The 18,233-nt window shown below is 51.3% G+C and carries 15 protein-coding genes; 3 read left to right on the forward strand and 12 right to left on the reverse strand.

Annotation, left to right across the window (positions count from 1 at the left end):
* Positions 1 to 58: 58 nt before the first annotated feature.
* The 4 genes from A8990_RS18680 to A8990_RS18695 all read right to left on the reverse strand — a co-directional run bounded on the left by A8990_RS18680 (position 59) and on the right by A8990_RS18695 (position 3,880).
* On the reverse strand, positions 59 to 1,057 hold the full coding sequence (locus A8990_RS18680) for an aldose 1-epimerase (RefSeq protein WP_116190559.1): 999 nt from the start codon (positions 1,055 to 1,057) through the stop codon (positions 59 to 61).
* A 57-nt stretch (positions 1,058 to 1,114) separates the two neighbouring features.
* Positions 1,115 to 1,918, reverse strand: a complete 804-nt coding sequence (locus A8990_RS18685) for an alpha/beta hydrolase (protein ID WP_116190560.1) — start codon at positions 1,916 to 1,918, stop codon at positions 1,115 to 1,117.
* A complete protein-coding gene (locus A8990_RS18690; RefSeq protein ID WP_116190561.1) occupies positions 1,894 to 2,826 on the reverse strand; it encodes an aldo/keto reductase in 933 nt (310 codons plus the stop codon). The genes A8990_RS18685 and A8990_RS18690 overlap by 25 nt, the downstream gene beginning before the upstream one ends.
* 67 nt (positions 2,827 to 2,893) lie before the next feature.
* Positions 2,894 to 3,880: a Gfo/Idh/MocA family protein gene (locus tag A8990_RS18695; RefSeq protein ID WP_116190562.1), complete on the reverse strand. Its 987-nt coding sequence runs from the start codon at positions 3,878 to 3,880 to the stop codon at positions 2,894 to 2,896.
* Positions 3,881 to 4,006: 126 nt separating this feature from the next.
* On the opposite strand from A8990_RS18695, the gene A8990_RS18700 reads away from it, so the two are divergent.
* On the forward strand, positions 4,007 to 4,612 hold the full coding sequence (locus A8990_RS18700; protein ID WP_116190563.1) for a DedA family protein: 606 nt from the start codon (positions 4,007 to 4,009) through the stop codon (positions 4,610 to 4,612).
* Positions 4,613 to 4,633: 21 nt separating this feature from the next.
* Here the strand turns inward: A8990_RS18700 and A8990_RS18705 are convergent, their stop codons facing one another.
* On the reverse strand, positions 4,634 to 5,422 hold the full coding sequence (locus A8990_RS18705; protein ID WP_116190564.1) for an arylamine N-acetyltransferase family protein: 789 nt from the start codon (positions 5,420 to 5,422) through the stop codon (positions 4,634 to 4,636).
* Positions 5,423 to 5,535: 113 nt separating this feature from the next.
* Between A8990_RS18705 and A8990_RS18710 the strand changes: the two genes are divergently transcribed.
* Together A8990_RS18710 and A8990_RS18715 are read left to right on the forward strand one after the other, a co-directional pair.
* On the forward strand, positions 5,536 to 6,420 hold the full coding sequence (locus A8990_RS18710) for an AraC family transcriptional regulator (protein WP_181909661.1): 885 nt from the start codon (positions 5,536 to 5,538) through the stop codon (positions 6,418 to 6,420).
* 26 nt (positions 6,421 to 6,446) lie between these two features.
* Entirely contained in the window at positions 6,447 to 7,751 is a 1,305-nt protein-coding gene (locus tag A8990_RS18715; RefSeq protein WP_116190566.1) for a hypothetical protein, read from the forward strand.
* A gap of 476 nt (positions 7,752 to 8,227) precedes the next feature.
* Here the strand turns inward: A8990_RS18715 and A8990_RS18725 are convergent, their stop codons facing one another.
* The 7 genes from A8990_RS18725 to cls all read right to left on the reverse strand — a co-directional run bounded on the left by A8990_RS18725 (position 8,228) and on the right by cls (position 18,022).
* Positions 8,228 to 9,994 carry an ABC transporter substrate-binding protein gene (locus tag A8990_RS18725; protein WP_245996097.1) on the reverse strand — a complete coding sequence of 589 codons (1,767 nt, stop codon included), beginning with the start codon at positions 9,992 to 9,994 and terminating at the stop codon, positions 8,228 to 8,230.
* Between the two features lie 100 nt (positions 9,995 to 10,094).
* On the reverse strand, positions 10,095 to 11,003 hold the full coding sequence (locus tag A8990_RS18730; RefSeq protein WP_116190568.1) for a carbohydrate ABC transporter permease: 909 nt from the start codon (positions 11,001 to 11,003) through the stop codon (positions 10,095 to 10,097).
* Positions 11,004 to 11,014: 11 nt separating this feature from the next.
* The gene (locus A8990_RS18735; protein WP_116190569.1) at positions 11,015 to 11,980 is read right to left on the reverse strand and encodes an ABC transporter permease; all 966 of its coding nucleotides are present in this window, start codon (positions 11,978 to 11,980) and stop codon (positions 11,015 to 11,017) included.
* A gap of 125 nt (positions 11,981 to 12,105) precedes the next feature.
* A complete protein-coding gene (locus tag A8990_RS18740; RefSeq protein ID WP_181909662.1) occupies positions 12,106 to 13,662 on the reverse strand; it encodes a response regulator transcription factor in 1,557 nt (518 codons plus the stop codon).
* Complete coding sequence (locus A8990_RS18745) at positions 13,655 to 15,445, reverse strand: sensor histidine kinase (protein ID WP_245996098.1); 1,791 nt, start codon at positions 15,443 to 15,445, stop codon at positions 13,655 to 13,657. The genes A8990_RS18740 and A8990_RS18745 overlap by 8 nt, the downstream gene beginning before the upstream one ends.
* 391 nt (positions 15,446 to 15,836) lie before the next feature.
* Positions 15,837 to 16,547: a GTP pyrophosphokinase gene (locus A8990_RS18750; protein WP_245996099.1), complete on the reverse strand. Its 711-nt coding sequence runs from the start codon at positions 16,545 to 16,547 to the stop codon at positions 15,837 to 15,839.
* Between the two features lie 26 nt (positions 16,548 to 16,573).
* The gene (cls, locus tag A8990_RS18755) at positions 16,574 to 18,022 is read right to left on the reverse strand and encodes a cardiolipin synthase (protein WP_181909663.1); all 1,449 of its coding nucleotides are present in this window, start codon (positions 18,020 to 18,022) and stop codon (positions 16,574 to 16,576) included.
* Positions 18,023 to 18,233: the final 211 nt, after the last annotated feature.

Raw genomic sequence — 18,233 nt, forward strand, 5'->3', positions numbered from 1 at the left:
CACCTTCGTAAAACATAAGGCGTAGGATTGTCTCGACACTTTTTTGTACAGATACGAATTATTTCACGTACAGGCGGCCTGTTTCTTCCCAGATCTCGCCTGGCGCCAAGCTGAACAAGCCGATTTGGTCAGCTGGCAGATCGCTCTTCGGCGCGTTGACGAGGTTCACTTGCGGCTCTGGGCAGAAGAAGCCTTCTGTCGCGCCGTTGTTCCAGATCATCCACTGCTTATACGAAGTACCGACATCGTACACAAGCGTCGCACCATTCTTCGTATCGGTCAGCTCCATCCGATTGCGGCCGTTCTGAGCGACAGCCGTGTAGTGGTTGTCGAGCGACTCGAAGAACGGATACACGCCTTCGCCCTTCATTAGCTGTTCGTTCTCCGTCAGCGGCTGATACTCGCCAGTTGGCAGCATCCGCTCGCTCATTGCCCAGCGATCGCCGATCGTCAGCTTCAGGCGGTAATCCTTCGCCGAGCTGCCCGGAATGAACGGTGCGTTCACGGATGTGTGGAACGCGAACAGGCACGGCATGACATCATCGCCGTCGTTGCGAACAAGAACATGCTGGTGCAAGCCGTCTTCACTGATCGCATAACGCAGCTTGACTGTAAACTTGTGCGGCAAGTACGTATAAACCGCACTTTGCTCGTCCACTTTCAGCGAAACTACAACATAGCTTTCCGTTGCCGTCGTGCCGAAGTCATCGACAGTCCACGTCTCGCTGTGCACGAAGCCGTGCAGATGGTTGCCCGTCGACGGCTCATTGACCGGGAACTGGTACGTGCGGCCGTTCCACGGGAACTTGCCGTCCTCGAACCGGTTCGGCGGGATCAGCACCGGAATGCCGTGAATAAAAGGACGCGCCTTGAACGATTCCATCTCGTCCATCGTCGGCTCATGCAGCAGCTGCCAGCCCTTCGATGTATCGCGGAATGCGATCAGATTGCCGCCTACTTCAGGCAGCAACGCGGCTTCGTATTTGCCGAATTTCAGCCATACGGCGGGCTCGCCTTGATAGGTACCTTGGAATGCTTGGTTTGCTTGATCGCTCATCGTGAATTCTACTCTCCTTTTGCTTCGTCAAAGGTGCGGCATTGCTCGCGGAAGCAGTTAGAACCGGTACCGCTTCAGCCATAATCCGCACACATATGTCCAGCTTGCCACATGTGGGTCGCTCTCGGCAAGACCTAAGCCGTGCTGACCTTGCTCATACACATGCAGGTCAAAAGGAACGCCTGCGCGGCGCATTGCCAGCGCGAAGTTCAAGCTGTTCTCTACCGGCACCGCTCCGTCATCCGACGTGTGCCATAGAAAAGCCGGCGGCGTGTCCGGCGTCACTTGAAGCTCGCCGCTCAGCTGCTCGATCATCGCCTGTTCCGGCTGGTCGCCAAGCAGATTGATTCGCGAGCCTTCATGCGTATACGGCTCAATCAGCGTGATGACCGGGTAGCACAGGATGAGCAGATCCGGCCGACACGACTGGCGCTCGATCGGATCGTCCGCCTCCGGCTTCCCGGCATCATAATGCGTCCCTGCCGTCGACACGAGGTGGCCGCCGGCGGAGAAGCCTAGCACGCCGATCTTGTTCCCGGCGATGCCCCATTCCTCCGCGTGCAAGCGCACATAACGAATCGCCCGCTGCACATCCAGCAGCGCCGCCGGATATTGGTACGGCGCGACGCGGTAGCGCAGCACGAAGGCGGAGATGCCGATGCTGTTCAGCCACAGCGCAATCGGCTCGCCTTCATGGTCTGCACGCATGCCATAGCCGCCGCCTGGGCAGACGATGACAGCGCCGTTGCTGCCATCGACCAGATATGGCGTCAGCGCAGGGCGATCTTCGTCTGTTACTCCGGCTGCGAGAGGAGCCCCTTCAGGCCACAGCTCGACTATTTGGTGCGAAGATCCAGCCATTTAATTTCCTCCACGGACAACTCTATTTTCGTTGCTTCCAGGCACGATTTCATCTCGGCTTCGCCCCGCGGGCCGATGATTGCGGCAGTCGGGAACGATTGGTTCAGGACATAAGCAAGCGCGATTTGGATCGTCGATGCTCCTTTCTCTTTGCCCAGCTGCTCTGCACGGCGATAGCGTTCCCAGTTATCGTCATTATAGAATACGCGGACCAAATCCGCATCTGACCGATCTTCAGGCGTGAAGCGGCCTGTGAAGAAGCCGCGCGCTTGAGCGGACCACGAGAACAGCGGAAGATTCGTACGCTCATGCCACGACATGATCGCATCGTCAACGCTGATGCAATCCGCCCAGTACGGATCTTGCGCCTTCGCAAGGCTAAGGTTCGGGCTGCTGAATTCGAAACCGCGCAAGCCGTTCTTCTCCGCGTATTCATTTGCTTCCTGCAGGCGTGCCGTCGTCCAGTTCGAGCCGCCGAACGTGCGGATGCGTCCCGCTTCAACATGCTCGTTCAGAATGTCCACGATCTCGCCGACCGGCACATTCGTATCGTCGCGGTGCAGCGCGTACACATCGATATAATCCGTACGCAGACGCTCCAAGCTAGTCATCAGCTCATTATATATCGCCTGCTTATTGACTTGCGGGCCATGTTGGTTCGGATGGCCGCCTTTGGTCCAGACATTGATCTGTTCGCGGTTTTTGCGCAGCTCCATCCACATGCCGATCGCTTGCTCGCTCTCGCCGCCGCAATAGCCGTAGGCCGTATCCATCGTGTTGCCGCCAATGGCAACAAACGCATCCAGGTTCTCGCATACCGTCTCAAATATGGAAGGGCGGAAATAATCCGTGCCCATAATCAGCTGAGAAACACCTTGTTTAACCGTAGGCAGTTGAATCTGTTTCATAATGAGTTGCTCCTATTCTAGGTTCTCGTATAAAATGAATGAGTTCGTCTATTGAAGAGTTCGGTTATTAAATGCCGACCCGCTTGCGCGAATAAGCGGATTCGAGACAAGCGTCAATTGCTTTCATATTGGCCACTGCATCGGCTGGTGTGAAATCTGCCTCTTGCTCGCCCCATGCGATACGAGCGAACGTATCCGCTTGAAGCGCATACTGATTGAGGACAGGCTGCTCCACTTCGCGCTTGCCGCCTTTGGAATGAACGATAAAGTTCGGATTGCCGATATAGGCTTCAGGCACTTCAATACGGCCTTCTGTGCCGAGAATTTCAAGCGTGTTCCGGAATGCAGCCCACATGCCGCAGTCGAAAGTCAGCGCGACTTTGTTCGGGAATTCCAGAATGCCGGACGCCATCATATCGACATTGTCATGCTCAGGCGAGAGCAGCGCATGAACGGTTGCCGCTTCCGGCTCCGCGCCAAGAATGAGCCTTGCAGCGCTGATTGGATAGCAGCCAACGTCGTAGATCGAGCCGCCGCCCCAATCTCTGCGGTAACGGACGTTCTTCGAATCGCCGGCATTGTTGAATGTGAATGCACCATGAAGGCCGCGCAGCTCGCCGATTTCGCCGGATGCGATAATCTCGGCAATCGCCTTGTAACGCGGGTGCTGACGGTACATGAACGCTTCTGCCAGATGAACGCCGTTCTTCTTCGCGGCATCCGCCATACGCTGAGCTTCCTCCGCATTCAGCGCGATCGGCTTCTCGCAGAGCACATGCTTGCCAGCTTCCATTGCGCGGATCGACCATTCCATATGTAAATGGTTCGGCAGCGGGATATAAATCGCATCAAGCTCCGAATCTGCCAAAATCTCTTCATAGCTGCCATATGCTTTCGGAATGCCAAGCTTTGCGGCAGTTTCTTCGGCTTTTGCCAGGTCACGGCTTGCAATCGCTTTCACTTCGCCTGTTTCAGAAAGCTTGATACCTGGAATAACTTGATGTACGGCGATGCCGGCACAGCCGATAACGCCCCAGCGGAGTTTACGAGTCACTGTGATTTGCCACCTTTTTCTGTAAAATGAATTCGTCCCTAGTATAGTCCATATTGATGTGGGAAGAAATATAAAACAACTACATTTTCATATAACAATCACGTCTTCACGAAAGTAGGAACTCGCTTGGAACACCTCTTGGAACTGCTTATATTTCGCTATGGTTATGTAGGACTCATGCTTGCGCTCGCACTCGGCATCGTCGGAATTCCGGTCCCGGATGAGGCGCTGCTCACCTACTCCGGCTTCCTAGTAAACAACGGAACACTGCATATGGTGTGGGTCATGCTCTGCGCATTTATCGGAGCTGCGGCTGGCATTACGGCCAGCTATGGCATCGGCATACGGTTCGGGCTGCCCTTCCTGCTTAAATTCGGACCGAAGCTGCACATGTCCCCTGCGAAGATCGAACGGGCTCAAGGCTGGATGAACAAATATGGCAATTTCCTGCTGTTTGCAGGCTTCTTCGTCCCGGGCCTTCGGCATATGACCGCCTACATGGCAGGGATGTCGCGGCTGAAGCTTCGCACATTCATGCTGTATTCCTACGCGGGGGCGCTTATCTGGAGCACCCTGTTCATCTACGTTGGCTATGTGCTCGGAGAGCGCTGGCTCACCGTCAAGCACTACGTTCATCACTACGGTTCTGCGTTCATTATATACGGCGCAATTGCTGTACTAGCACTTATCAGCTGGAGAGTGCTGCGTTCGATGCGGAAAGTGAAAACTTAATTGTAACTTCCTTAACAGAACTTAACGTTTTATGCCAAAATACTTCTCCAGCGCGGAGTCGAACTCCGCATCATTCTCCGGCGTGAGCACTTCGACTTCAGTGCCTTTGAATAGACGAACCTCGCTGCCAAATGCCGTATTGCGCCCTTCCTCCGTCCGTATCGCTAGAATCGGCGTCTGTCTAAAGATTGAATCGGGCGCATTCTCGCACCAAAATGTCGCAAACTCATAATCTCCCGCAAGCTGCGGCTCCTCGGTAAACGAGTAGATCCGATGCCACTCCCCATGCTTCAATTCCGTCAAAAACCAGCCATACTGCGCATCCGGCTCCAGTCGGTACGTCTCTTCTCCCTGCCGCTGCTCCTCATATGCGTTCATCGCGATCGGTTCTCTCGGAACGATACCGCCTACACCGACATCACAGAGATACGGCTGACCATCTACGATGACCTTCAGCACTTGATGGCGTCGCTTCGGCGGTGAATCCGTAGAATCGCGCCAGAACCGTGCAACAAGATCAGTCACATCATAGCCGAGCTCCCGCAGCAGCCAGCCGAACAGTGCATTCAGCTCGAAGCAGTAGCCGCCTCTGCGGCGCGTGACGATTTTGTCATGGAGATGATCAATCTTAAGCGACAGCGGAATCCCTCTCAAAATATCCAAATTCTCATAGGGGACCGCATAAAGATGACAACGCTGCAGCTTCGCGAGGACAGCGGCGCTTCCGTCGAGCGGCCCCGTGTAGCCGATTCGGTCCAAATAAGCTCTAACTTCCGGTTTAAGCTGTTGCAGTTGTTGCGATTTCTCCATCTTCTTGTGCAGCTCCTTTTATCGTGTTTTGCGTTTCATTATAGCGCAGAACTGCGTATAATCAACATGAAATAAAAATCAAATAAGTTGATAGAAGAAGGATGCGAGAAGCCTTGACGGTATATAGAGGAGACATGTTTTTTCAGCAGGATGATTTCCCTTTCTATATTCAGCGATATACGATTGAGCGCGGGGAGCATATCCCAACGCACACGCATGAGTTCGTCGAGCTTGTATTCGTCGTCGAAGGAAGCGCCATCCACGAAATGTCCGGTCATACTTACCGGCTGGCAGCCGGAGACGTATTCGTCTTGGAGCCCCATGTTTATCACAGCTACACCTGCTCGCCGGACAAGGAGACAATTGTGTACAATGTGCTCTTCGATACCACGTTCCTCCAGCAGGAGATGGAAGTGCTGCAGCAGATGCCGTCGTTCGTAGGCTTCTTCTATCTCGTTCCTTTTCTGCGCAAAAGCCAATCGTTCATCCCGTACCATCCGCTTACCCCTTCGCAAAAACTGCAGCTCCAATCCCATCTGCAAACGATCGCGGATGAGTTCCGCCAGCGGCGCGAAGGCTATCAGCTCATGATAAAGACCCGCTGGATCGAATGTCTCGTCTGGCTCAGCCGCTATCATCAAGAGAATCGAAAGTCGGAGAAGCCCACCGCCATCAGCGATCAAGCGTGGATGGAATCGATCGTCAACTATGTGGAGCTGCACTATTATCAGCCATTCACGCTGCAGCAGCTTAGCCAGCTATGTGGCATGAGCGTCTCTTCATTCACGGCGAAATTCAAGGAAGCGACGGGTCTTAGCCTCGTCGACTATAAACATACCGTTCAAGTACGCCACGCCGCCGAGCTACTGAGGACGACTGACAAGAAAGTGCTCGACATAGCCCTCGAGGTCGGCTTTGGCGACATCAGCTTCTTCAATCGGATGTTCCGCAAGCATACCGGTGTCACTCCGCGGGAGTACCGAAAAGTTTCAAGGTGAACTCACATGGAGAGGAAATCGAACATATGAAAAAGTCAATATTCGCTATTCTATTGCTGATTGCATTAATGGGATGTAAAAGCGCTGAGAAGCAAGAGAACGATGTCGCCTCGTTACCGAATGCACCTGCAATGGTTACCGCTCCAGCGGAGAATTCAACTAATATACCGACGATACCTCCGGAAACGGCAGAAGTTGAAGCAAGCGAACCGGAGATTAATATGGAGGAGATTGCGGATCAATCATTCGATATCCAACTTGGTTCATGGGGGCAGGTACGTTACGTTTCCTCGAAACAACTCCAGGCTGACGGGCGGACAAGTATGAAAATCCAACTGAAAAATGGGAAAGGCGCTACCGTCTACACATTTCCGGAGCCTGAACTCACCATTACTTGGAACTTGGAGAAGATCGAAGCCGTTTCCTTCAAAGATTTGAATGGTGATGGCCAAAAAGATGTCATTGTATTAGCGGACTATTCTACGGATCAACCTGCTCCGGAAGAGAAGAGCTTTGTACCGTATATTTACTTTCAATTGGATGATCGTTTCATTTCGGACTCCGATATTGATAGGAACGTTTATCTTTCAGAGAAGGCAAAGTCGGTTAGCGATATTGTTGCGTTGCTTCGACAAGCCCCGCCGAAAGAGATTCACCAATGGGTTGAACCTGAATCTGAGGAGGATGTCAATCACGAGAAGATGGTTCGGGAGTTATGTACGAAAGTGGTGAATTCCGATCTTGAAGAGGACCAAATCATTTCCATTTACGATGATGCATACATGAAGGAGCAACAAATCACGAATGTTAATAATGATGAAGAGATGTATTACCAGATCGGAGCTTGCTTTGAAGCTGGCATGAACAATCGGATTAAGAATGATCCGGACTTACAGCGTGAAACCGTCTCGCTAAAAAAAACAGTCACTGCCATTATCTCGAGTCAACTCGGTTTGGATTACCTGATTTCCGGCGGCGGCTCCATATGGTCTGATATCGAGGAGTACACGCTAGGTATTTATGGGTATAGGTTGAATCGTTATGTGATGCTGAAACAAGCTGGTTCCGTGTCCGATTCCTCTGATTACGAATCGCTTTGGAAAGAGCTTGACGCGAATATGAAGCATCTTAAACAGTTAATAAACTCAGACAGCGATAATTACGGGGGCGTTCAAACTGCAGACCAACAAAAGCAAATCGATGATAATTATGCAAGATTAACGGCAGAGCTCCACCAATTGAAAATACTAACTGCTGATAAAGATCAGGGAGACATTTTTCTCCTTCAGGAAATATCGAAACTCGTGGATGGTACCGCGGGTCTCGGCTAAAGATTGGCTATATTGGATTTATCCACTCATTTCGCTCGATTTGGGCGATTTTGCCAGGCTATGTTGGATTTATCCACTCATTATCGCAGGAAAGGCCGGAAATCGGCTGTTTCGGGCAAAAATGAGTGGATTTTTCCATTATAGGATGGAATTCTGCCATTTCTTGCCCTTCAGTGTTGGATTTATCCAACATAGAGCAGCCAATGGCGGCGCAGCACCATTGTTCCTCCCCCACAGCGGTGCAGAATTATCTGCACCGCTTTTTTATACAGGTTAAACCAAGAGCGAAGCGGTCGAATGATTCTGGAGAAGCTCAGCGGTCGCCTTTGTATTAGGATTCCAACCACGTTCCAGATTGTTCAATGGGAATCCGAATACAACAGCGATCGAAAGAACATTCGACTGCGCAGCGAGAACGGTTTAACTATTTTTAACCATAAAAAAGCGGTGCAGATAAACTCTGCACCGCTCCCCTATTAGTTACCCGACCAAAGTGCTACACGGTCTTGAACATACTTCGTGTAATCTGCTTCCATTTTCTTCACGCCGGCTTTGTCGAGATCAGCCATGTACTCGTCCCAAATCTTATCGAAGTCAGCCGGTTTCGCCAAGATCGCTTGCGGGATGCGTTTCCATGTGATGTCTTTCATCTTCGTACCCAGGATGGATACTTCGTCTTCGCCTGGAATTTGGATGTTCCATGCTGCGCCGTACGCTTTCACTTTGAACTCGTCTTCTTTCGGGAACAGATCTTTCCACGTTGTCGCTTTGTAAGCCGCCAATGTTTCTTTCTCTGCATCGCTGTAGCCGTTTACGAGCTGCTCAGGGAAGTTCTTCGTGTAGTAGTTGCCGGACTCGTCTTTCGCGCCGTCACCATAGTGAACCATCATGTTCCAGTAGAAGCCGATACCGGATTCTTTCGTGAATGCCGTGTTGTCGTTGTTGATGCGGTCTTGCACTTCTTGCGGTACTACGCGCTTGCCGTCTTCGATCTTGTAGTGCTTGCCTTCAATACCCCAGTTGTTGAGGATTTGGAACTCGTCGGAAGCCAGGTAGTCAAGGAACTTGATCGCGCGAACCGGATCTTTACATGTGCTGGAGATGGAGATACCATAGCCGCCCATGAAGCCTGTTGGCCAGAAGTCCGCTTGCTTGATGTCTTTGGACATTGTTACTGGGTAGTGACCATAAGTCTCGTCGAATTTACCAGCTGTTTTCAGAGCTTGCTGTGCATCGTTGTAATCCCAGTCTTGGTCGATCAGACCAAGCACGCGGCCCGTTGCTACTTTGGATTTGTACTGGTCATACTTCTGAACGAAGCTCTCTTTGTCAAGAAGGCCGATATCGTTCATGTGGTTCAGCCAGCGGAAATATTCTTTCTCTTCCGGACGACGGAAGTGGTAGATCGCTTCGTTCGTTGTTTGGTCGATGTAGTATTCGCCGTCATCGGAGCCGCCTGTAGTCGAAACCGCAGGGTTCGTAACGGAGATGTACATATGCCAGTCGTCTGCGTTCAGCGATACGCCGATGTTTTTGTTGCCGTTCTCATCTGTAGGGTGCTTCTCGATGTACGATTTGATAACGCTCTCGTAATCTTGAACCGTACGGATCTCAGGGTAGCCCGCTTCTTTCACGACGCGGTGCTGAAGCTCGAAGCCGCCGCCTGCAACGAAGCGCTGCTCGTTAACTGCTGCCCAAGTTGGGATCGCATAGATGGATTGGTCAGCATTTGTATATTTTGCACGAGCCAGGTTATCGCCAAGTACCCGCTTGATGTTCGGTGCGTATTTGTCGATCAGATCTGTCAGGTCGATAACTGCGCCTGCATCAACAAGCTTACCGATATCGCCTTTCGCGGAGATCAGGTCTGGATACTCGCCGCTTGTCGCCATGAGGGCTACCTTCTGAGCTGGGTCGCCTACTGCGAATTCAGCATCAAGCGTAACGCCTGTCTTCTTCGTCAATTCCTTACTTACATCGTCCTGCATGTTATTCCAGTTCGGATTCGGGTCTTCGGCAAAGAACGAGAACGTGATCGGAGAAGTATCTTCCGCAGCTGCTGCGTCTTTGTTTGCATTCGCATCGTTGGAAGCTGTATTGCCCGAATTCGCAGTTGCCGAATTGTTGCTTTTGTTTGCTTCATTGTTCGAAGTATCGTTGTTGCTGCTGCCGCAACCTGCGAGCAGACCTGCTAGCAATGTAACCGACATCAGAACGGAAGCGGTTGTTTTCTTTCTTTGCATGTTGCAAACCCTCCTAATTGTGTATGAATGCATATTGTATAAACAGGTTGCCCTGCGGATACCGAGAATACTGTGAATGCGTAAGAAGCGTTTGTTCGAACTAGCTCTTTACCGCCCCAAGCGTCATCCCTTTGACAAAATAACGCTGCAGGAACGGATACACCACGAGAATTGGAACCGTTACGATAATGGTAATGGCCATCTTGACGGATTCCGGAGAAATCTGCGCCATCACCTCGACCATGTTACGGCCGCGGAAGTTATCGACGTTCGTCTGCGTGCTCTGAATAACTTTCATCAGCTCATATTGAAGCGTCGTCAAGTTATCCTTCGATGCGTTATAGAGGAACGTATCGAACCAGGAGTTCCACTGCCCTACCGCAAGGAAGAGCGCGATTGTCGCAAGTGCTGGCTTCGTGAGCGGCAGAATAACACGCCAGTAGATCGTAAAGTCATTAGCGCCGTCGAGCTTAGCTGATTCTTGCAGCGCATACGGGATGCCGTCGATGAAGGAGCGGATGACAAACACGTTGAACGCGCTGACCAGACCTGGAAGCACATAAACTGCGAACGTGCCCATCATGTGCAGATCCTTAATCAGAATGTAGAACGGAATCAAGCCGCCGGAGACGTACATCGTCAGTGCCAGGAAGGTCGAGACGAATTTGCGACCTTGGAAATCGACCCGGCTCAGCGTGAATGCCAGCATGGAGGAGCTGATGAGTCCGAGTACCGTACCGATGATGGTACGCAAGACAGATATCTTGAGCCCAGTAAGCAGGCCGGAGAAAGCGAAGATCGTGTCATAGTTCTTCAGTGTAAATTGTCTTGGGAAAATCGTTATGCCGCCTTTGACGCTGTCTGTCGAGTCGTTCAGCGAAATCGCCAATACGTTCAAGAAAGGATACAGCGTTACGACTGTTACAATCACGATGGCAACATACACCACGATATCAAAGATGCGGTCCGACCAAGGCGTGCCGCTTGCTGTTATTCTGTTCGTAGCCACCTTGTCGCCCCCTAAATGATGCTTTCTTTCGTAATCTTCTTGAAGATGCCGTTAGCCGCGAAGAGAAGAATAACGCTGACGACAGAGTTGAATATGTTGATCGCCGTACCGAAGGAATATCGTCCCATGCCTAGACCGTAGTTAAGCGCATACAAATCCAAGGTTTGTGAGTAATCCCGTACGAGATTGTTGCCAAGCAGGAATTGCTTCTCGAAGCCGATGCTGATCAAGTGGCCGATCGAGATGATGATTAAGATGATGATCGTGGAGCGAATACCTGGCAATGTAATGTGCCATACCTGCTGCAGTCGGCTCGCACCGTCTACTCTTGCCGCTTCGTACAACTCAGGGCCGATGCCTGCGATTGCTGCAAGATAGATGATCGTGTTCCAACCGGTTTCCTTCCAAACATCCGATGCCGTTACAATCGACCAGAATAGATTGCCCTTCGCCATGAACTGAATCGGTTCGTGGATCAGATGTAAGCCGACGAGCACCTCGTTCACAACGCCGTTATCGGTGGACAGCATCTTCGAGATGATGCCTGCCGCTACAACCCAGGACACGAAGTGAGGCAAATAGGAGATCGTTTGAACAACGCGCTTGAACATTTGCTGCCTGACTTCGTTAAGAAGAATGGCCAGGATGATCGGGATCGTGAATCCAGCGATGAGTCCCATTACGCTCATCGCAAGCGTGTTGCGCAGAGCTTGGAAGAACGTATCATCATGGAACAATTCTTTGAAATAATCGAACCCTACCCAATCCTGCTCGAAAAACGATTTGGCCGGTTTGAATTTCTGGAAAGCCATCGTCCAGCCCCATAGTGGCAAGTAGCTAAACACGAACACCCAGATGACAAAAGGAATGCTCATCAAGTACAAATACCGCTGCTGAAGCATCGTGCTGAAGAACCGCGACGCCTTTGTTTTTGCGGGCCGTTCTATCTTGGCCGTTTCCACTGTTACCGCTTTCATTCGTATTACCTCCTTGCTGTATGTTCCCATGATAAAGTAAATAAAGCGTTTTCAATACCATCACAATTTAGACCAAAATCATGTGAAAATTGAACATTACCTTCTGAACAAATACAGCAAAAATGTTACTTTTTCCGAAAACCGGACGGTGAACTGCCTACATATTTGCGGAATTTCGCATGAAAATAGTCCACATTCGCGTAGCCAACCTTCTCGGCCACTTGATATACTTTCATCCCTTGTCCAAGGAACTCTTTGGCCTTCTCGATCCGCACCTTGTCTAGGTACGTATTGAAATATTCGCCTGTCGTATTCTTGAACAGCTTCCCAAGATAGGCGCTGTTATAGTTAAACACGTCGGCGAGCGACTCCAGCTTCAGATTCTCATCGTAGTTGCGCTGAATGAGGTCGATCATTTTGCGCATCAGCTTGTCGGCGCTGTCGCCCTGCGATGCGGAGGCATTCAGTCCCTTCAGAAGCTGAATGACATGCCGTTCCATGGCAGAATAACGCGTAAGCTGGTAAATCTCCATTATCGCAACAGACACTTGCCCGCTTCGTGCATAGACATCTGCGTCATGCTGTGACATTTTGCCTAATACGCCTGTCAGGATTTGCACGAACAGCGACTTGATCACCTGCTCCGAGCAGCCGCGCGTGATGAAGAGATGGCCGGTTCCGGTTACAAGCTGGTCAATTGCCGCTTCATTGCCGATATCGAGAGCAAAATACATTTTATCAATAATGTCCGCGCATTCCTCTTGATCCACTGGGGCCGGCGTACAGTCTTCAGCCTTGCAGACGGGTTCTGTCGCCTGCGTAATGAGCTGGTTGCCCTCATAGAAGAACCGCTGTTTCAACAGCTTCAGCGCCTCCTCGTAGGAACGGTTAATCTCCGAAAACCTCTTCACGCGTCCCCCTGCGCTAACGGTCGCCTCCAGCAGCAGCTCAGCAGCCAGCGCTTCAATCTCTTTGTAGACCGCTTTACGCACCTGCTCGAACTGCAGATTCTCCTTCAGCAGCAGGCCGATATGAAGCTCGCTAATAAAGATCGTCCCTCTGCCCTTCTCATCGAAAACTTGGCAGAGCCGCTTCTTGAACGCCGCCCGTTCGCTCGGCTCCGCTTCCTTCCCGTCATGCTGCAGCCGGATGAGCGCAACGTTATAGCCATCCCACAGCAGTCCCGCACCAGCCAGCTCCCCTTCCTGCACCGGAAGCTGCTCCTCTGCGCTTGTCAGCATGGCTTGAATCGTGCGTTCCATATTCCATTCCACTTGCTCGCTCTGCCGCTGCTGCAGGTCTGTCTCCTTATCTAAGGCCGACTTCAGCTTCTGCAAATACTCAACCAGCTCATCCTCTTCCACTGGCTTCAGGAGATAACCGTCAATGCTCAGTGCGATGGCTTTCTTGGCGTAGTCGAAGTCGGCATAGCCGCTCAAGATAAGGACGTGGACAGACTCGTCTTTCTTTCTGAGCGTTTCAATCACTTCAAGGCCGGTCATGCCTGGCATCCGGATGTCGATAATCATCAAGTCAGGCGAATACCGCTCCGCCTTCTGGAGCGCCTCCTTGCCGTTAGCAGCCGTATCGACAACCTGAAAACCAAGCTCCTCCCATTCAATCAGCGTACGCAGCCCTTCCCGAATCATCGGTTCATCATCCGTAATGAGTACCTTATACATGAGCATGCTCTCCCTTCGGAATGGTAAATTGCACTCGTGTTCCAATACCCGGCTCGCTCCAAATCACGAGACCCGATTCACTGCCGTAGAGCAGCTTCAGCCGCATGTGTACATTGCGCAGTCCAATTCGGTGCCCTTCACCATCATCCTGATCGTCAAAAGATTGATACAAAGCTTGCAGCTTCTCTCGCGACATTCCTTCGCCGTTATCGATGACTTCGACATGCAGCATGCCACCTTCGAGCTCCGCGATGACCCGGACGATGCCGCCTTCCTCCCGCGTCTCCAGCCCGTGGATCACGGCATTCTCGACAAGCGGCTGAATGATAAGCGGCAATATCGGCACCTGCTCGGCTGCTTCATCAATACGAAGCTCGTAACGCAGCCGGTCTTCGTAACGGAACTTCTGGATGTCCAGGTAGCAGCGGACAACTTCAATCTCATGGCGCAGATTAACCGTGCGGTTACCTGCCTCGAGGTTTTTACGCATCATTTTGCCAAGCAGCCTGACGACGTTGGAAATCTCCTTCTCGCCCTTCAGATGCGCCTTCATTCGAATGGACTCCAGCGCGTTGAACAGGAAGTGAGGGTTGATCTGACTCGCCATCATCTTGAACTTGATTTCATTCTGCTTCGATTGAATCTGAGCGTTCTGTTCATGCGACTCCTGAACCTCTACGAGGAGCTCATTAATGCTGGCTACCATGGAATTGAACTGCCTCGACAGCTGCCCGATCTCATCCTTGCCGTCAATCTCGACCGTGACGTCCAGATTGCCTGTCGCAACCTTCGAGATATGCTTGCTAAGCCGGAACATACGCTTGGACAACATCGTCGCGAAGCCATAGATAAGACCGAAGGCAACGATCAGACTGATGGCGATAACGGTGAGCGCGAGCCGAATGATCTGATTCGCATCCTTCACAATGCTGTCAATCGAGAAGACCGATATAATTCGCAGCCCGTTCAAGCTTGATGCCGGGATGAGGGGCTCGATCTGAATCTGGGAAGATTGGCCGTCTACGATCGCCTGGAAGCTTCCGGTCTGCTTGTTCACGACCTGCGGGTCGAAATTAATGTCGCCCAGCGTCTTGCCCGCTCGTCCGGGACGGTTGGCGGAAATAATTCGGTTATCGTTGTCGACGATCATCGTATCGAATGATTCCTGTCCGAGAATGGAATTCAGCATGCGTCCATTGACATTGATGACGAGCACGGCGCTTGTATGGCGGTTAATAAAATCGATTTTGCGTACAAGGCTCAGATAGTTGGTGTGATCGCGCTCATCTTCGATGTAATACCAGCCGATGAGACCGCTGCTCTTCAGCGCCGTCTCATACCAATTCGACTGCATAATCGAATCGGTCGGCTGGATCAGCTCCCAGTTATTGAGCAGCGTCGTATTCTTGATATAAAGCCGAATGTTCGAAATCTCTTTGTACAGCCTGATGTAGTCCTTAATGTCGGGATATTCCCTGTACGCTTTGACCACATCGTAAACGGTTTCATATTGGTTATTGGCAAGCCCTTCAAGCCTCGTGTCGAACGTCAGCCGATAGGCAATATCCGTTGAGACGTTGATAACCTCGCTCGTCCGTTTCTTGACCCGGTCCACGTTCGTCGCGGTCTGCTCCTGCGCGTTCTGCAGCGCCATATGCCGAAGCTCGCTAGTTAGGAATACGCCGACGATCATGACCGGTACAAATACGACGACGATACAAGACAAAATAAGCTTCGTCCGGAGCTTCAAATCATTAATGGTCCGATATACATATTGGAACAAGGCCGCACGTTCCTCTCTTTAGCTTGTTGCAAGCAAATAGAAAATGACCAATTTTTGGAAGCGTTTTCAATTCCAGCAAATCAGTCGCCTTGCTTCATTGTAATTCAATGAGTGTATACTGAACATGCGGTAATTTCAAGAAAAATCATGTCAAAATTAGTGATTTCAGGACTAAAGTTGGAACACAAAGCGTAAACGGCTGGCGCCGTCTCTTCGGCAAAAGCTTACGTTTCGCAGAGACATTTTTGAAATTCACACAAGTGAAACTTATCAATTTCAAAATGTCAAAAAAGCCGCATCTGTCGCGGCAGCGAAGTCTTGGCAGCTTCGCATTGCTTGGACTGATACGGCTTTTGTAAGCATTACACAGGTAAAAACAATATTTATGGCGCTATTTTAGACTTGGGGCCGGCATCGGCGCCGGCAGTGGAACCGGAATTGTTGGTCCCATAGCAAGCGAAGAAGCTTGCTTCTCTTCAGCTTGCTCCGTGAAGCGCTGCACCTCTTCCTTGAGGCCGAGCATCCGGCGGTCGAGTATCCCGATCATCTCAGCTGTCTCTTTCAGCTGCTCACGGATCGTTTCCGGCATATCTTCGTGGAATTGGTAGTAGATCTTGTGCTCAAGGCTCGCCCAGAAGTCCATCGCGATTGTACGGAGCTGGATTTCTACGCTCACATGCTCGATGCCTTCGGAGAGGAATATCGGAATTTCGATGATCATATGAAGACTTTGATATCCGTTCGGCTTCGGATCCTTGATGTAGTCCTTCACTTCAATCACTTTGACGTCGTTCTGTCTCCGAATCATATCGTAAACGCGGTACACGTCCGTTGTGAATGAGCAGATGACCCTCACGCCGGCGATGTCCCGGATGTGTCGCGCCGCGTTCTCTTTGGAGACGTCTACTCCTTTGCGCTGAAGTTTCTCGACAATGCTCTCCGGCGACTTTATCCGCGTTTTCACATGCTCGATCGGATTATAGTTATGTACGAACTGCAGCTCTTCGTTCAGAATCGTCAGCTTCGTGTTGATCTCATCGAGTGCAAATTTGTAGCTCATTAGCATTTTGGCCCATTCCATCACCATTTGCTTGTCCATCATGTTCGCTCACTCCTACCTGTTTCGCTTTATAAAATGGGTGACAACAGCCGTACGCATGATTCCTTGAATCGCTGATACGTCGACCGCTGTTGATAGGCTTCATACGTGAGCTCGCGGCTCACTTTCATGTCATCTTCGAATATACGCTGCAGCTTCCCGGCGGTTTCTGTATCGTACAAAATCGCATTTACTTCGAAGTTCAGCTTGAAGCTGCGAATATCCACATTGGCCGTGCCGACTGAGGCGATCTGACCGTCGACGACGATCATTTTGGCATGGAGGAAGCCTTTTTCATACAGATAGCACTTCATGCCCTCTTCCAGCAACTCGCCTAAATACGAGTAGGACGCGAGATAAACCATCTTGTGGTCGGGCTTGCTCGGCAGCATGATCCGCACGTCTTTGCCGGACAGCACCGCCATCTTCAGGGCCGTGAGCAGGCTCTCATCCGGTATAAAATAAGGCGTCTGAATATAGACCGTTTCCTTCGCGGAATTGATCATTTTGATATAAGCATTCTTGATCTGTTCGAGCGATTGATTCGGACCGCTGGACACGATCTGCACACCAGCCTTGCCGGTATCGCCTGCTGGCGGGAAAAGCGCAAGCACATCTCTGCCGATGTGCGCGGGGGAAGCGAGATTCCAATCCATCATGAAATGCGCCTGCATCTGCGACACCGCATAGCCGGTTATGCGTAGATGCGAATCGCGCCAAAATCCATATCGCGCGTTCAGCCCGAGGTACTCGTCGCCAACATTGATGCCGCCGATGTAGCCGATTTGACCGTCGATGATCGCCAGCTTCCGGTGGTTGCGGTAGTTGACGCGTATGTTGAGATACGGAATCTTCGACGGGAAGAAGTAGGCGACCTCGCCGCCCGCTTCCTTCAAGCGGCGGAAGAAATGCCGCGGCAAATGCGAGCTTCCGATATCATCGACGAGGAAGCGCACCTTGACGCCTTGTTCGGCTTTGATGGTCAAGGCGTCCAGCAGCCGGTTGCCGAGCGAGTCATTCGACACGATGTAATACATGAGATGAATGTGGTTCGTCGCGCGCTCGATATCGTCGAACAGGGCAGCGAATTTCGCGGTGCCATCGGTGTAGATGTCCACCTTGTTGTTCTGCGTATACAGCGCAAAGCCGCTCGTGAGGTTCATGTAGATCAGGTCCGCATAATTGGCCGCGGCCGGATCGTTGAACACGATGCTGTGGTCGCGGAACTCGCGCCGCTGATTCTCGATCAGCGCCGCCATCGTCTCGCGCGTGCGCTTATTCAGCTTGTAGAGCTTCTTCTTGCTCAGGTTCTGGCCGAATACGAGGTACACGACGAACCCTACCGCCGGCAGGAACAACAATACCATCAGCCACGCCCAGGTGACCCCGACATTCCGCCGTTCCATGAACATGACGACGATGGCGAGCGGTATATTTACAATGGTCAATATGGTAATAAAATTTTGATCAATAGCCACGCTGCTTCCCCCATGACGCCCGTTGGTGCTTTTCTCCTCCAGTATAAACCATTTGGGGGATGGGGTTCAAAGTTGGGGGACTTGAGTAACTATTATTCGCTGACGTAGCTGGTTTGATGGACTAGTTTGGGTAAATTCGCCAGGTTTCCGCCAATGTGTATCCCTCAGGGTCACTCTTTCGCCGATTTAGCTGTTTTCCCACTCATGTGTA

It is taken from the genome of Paenibacillus taihuensis (assembly GCF_003386535.1).
GTDB classification, from domain to species: domain Bacteria; phylum Bacillota; class Bacilli; order Paenibacillales; family Paenibacillaceae; genus Paenibacillus_Z; species Paenibacillus_Z taihuensis.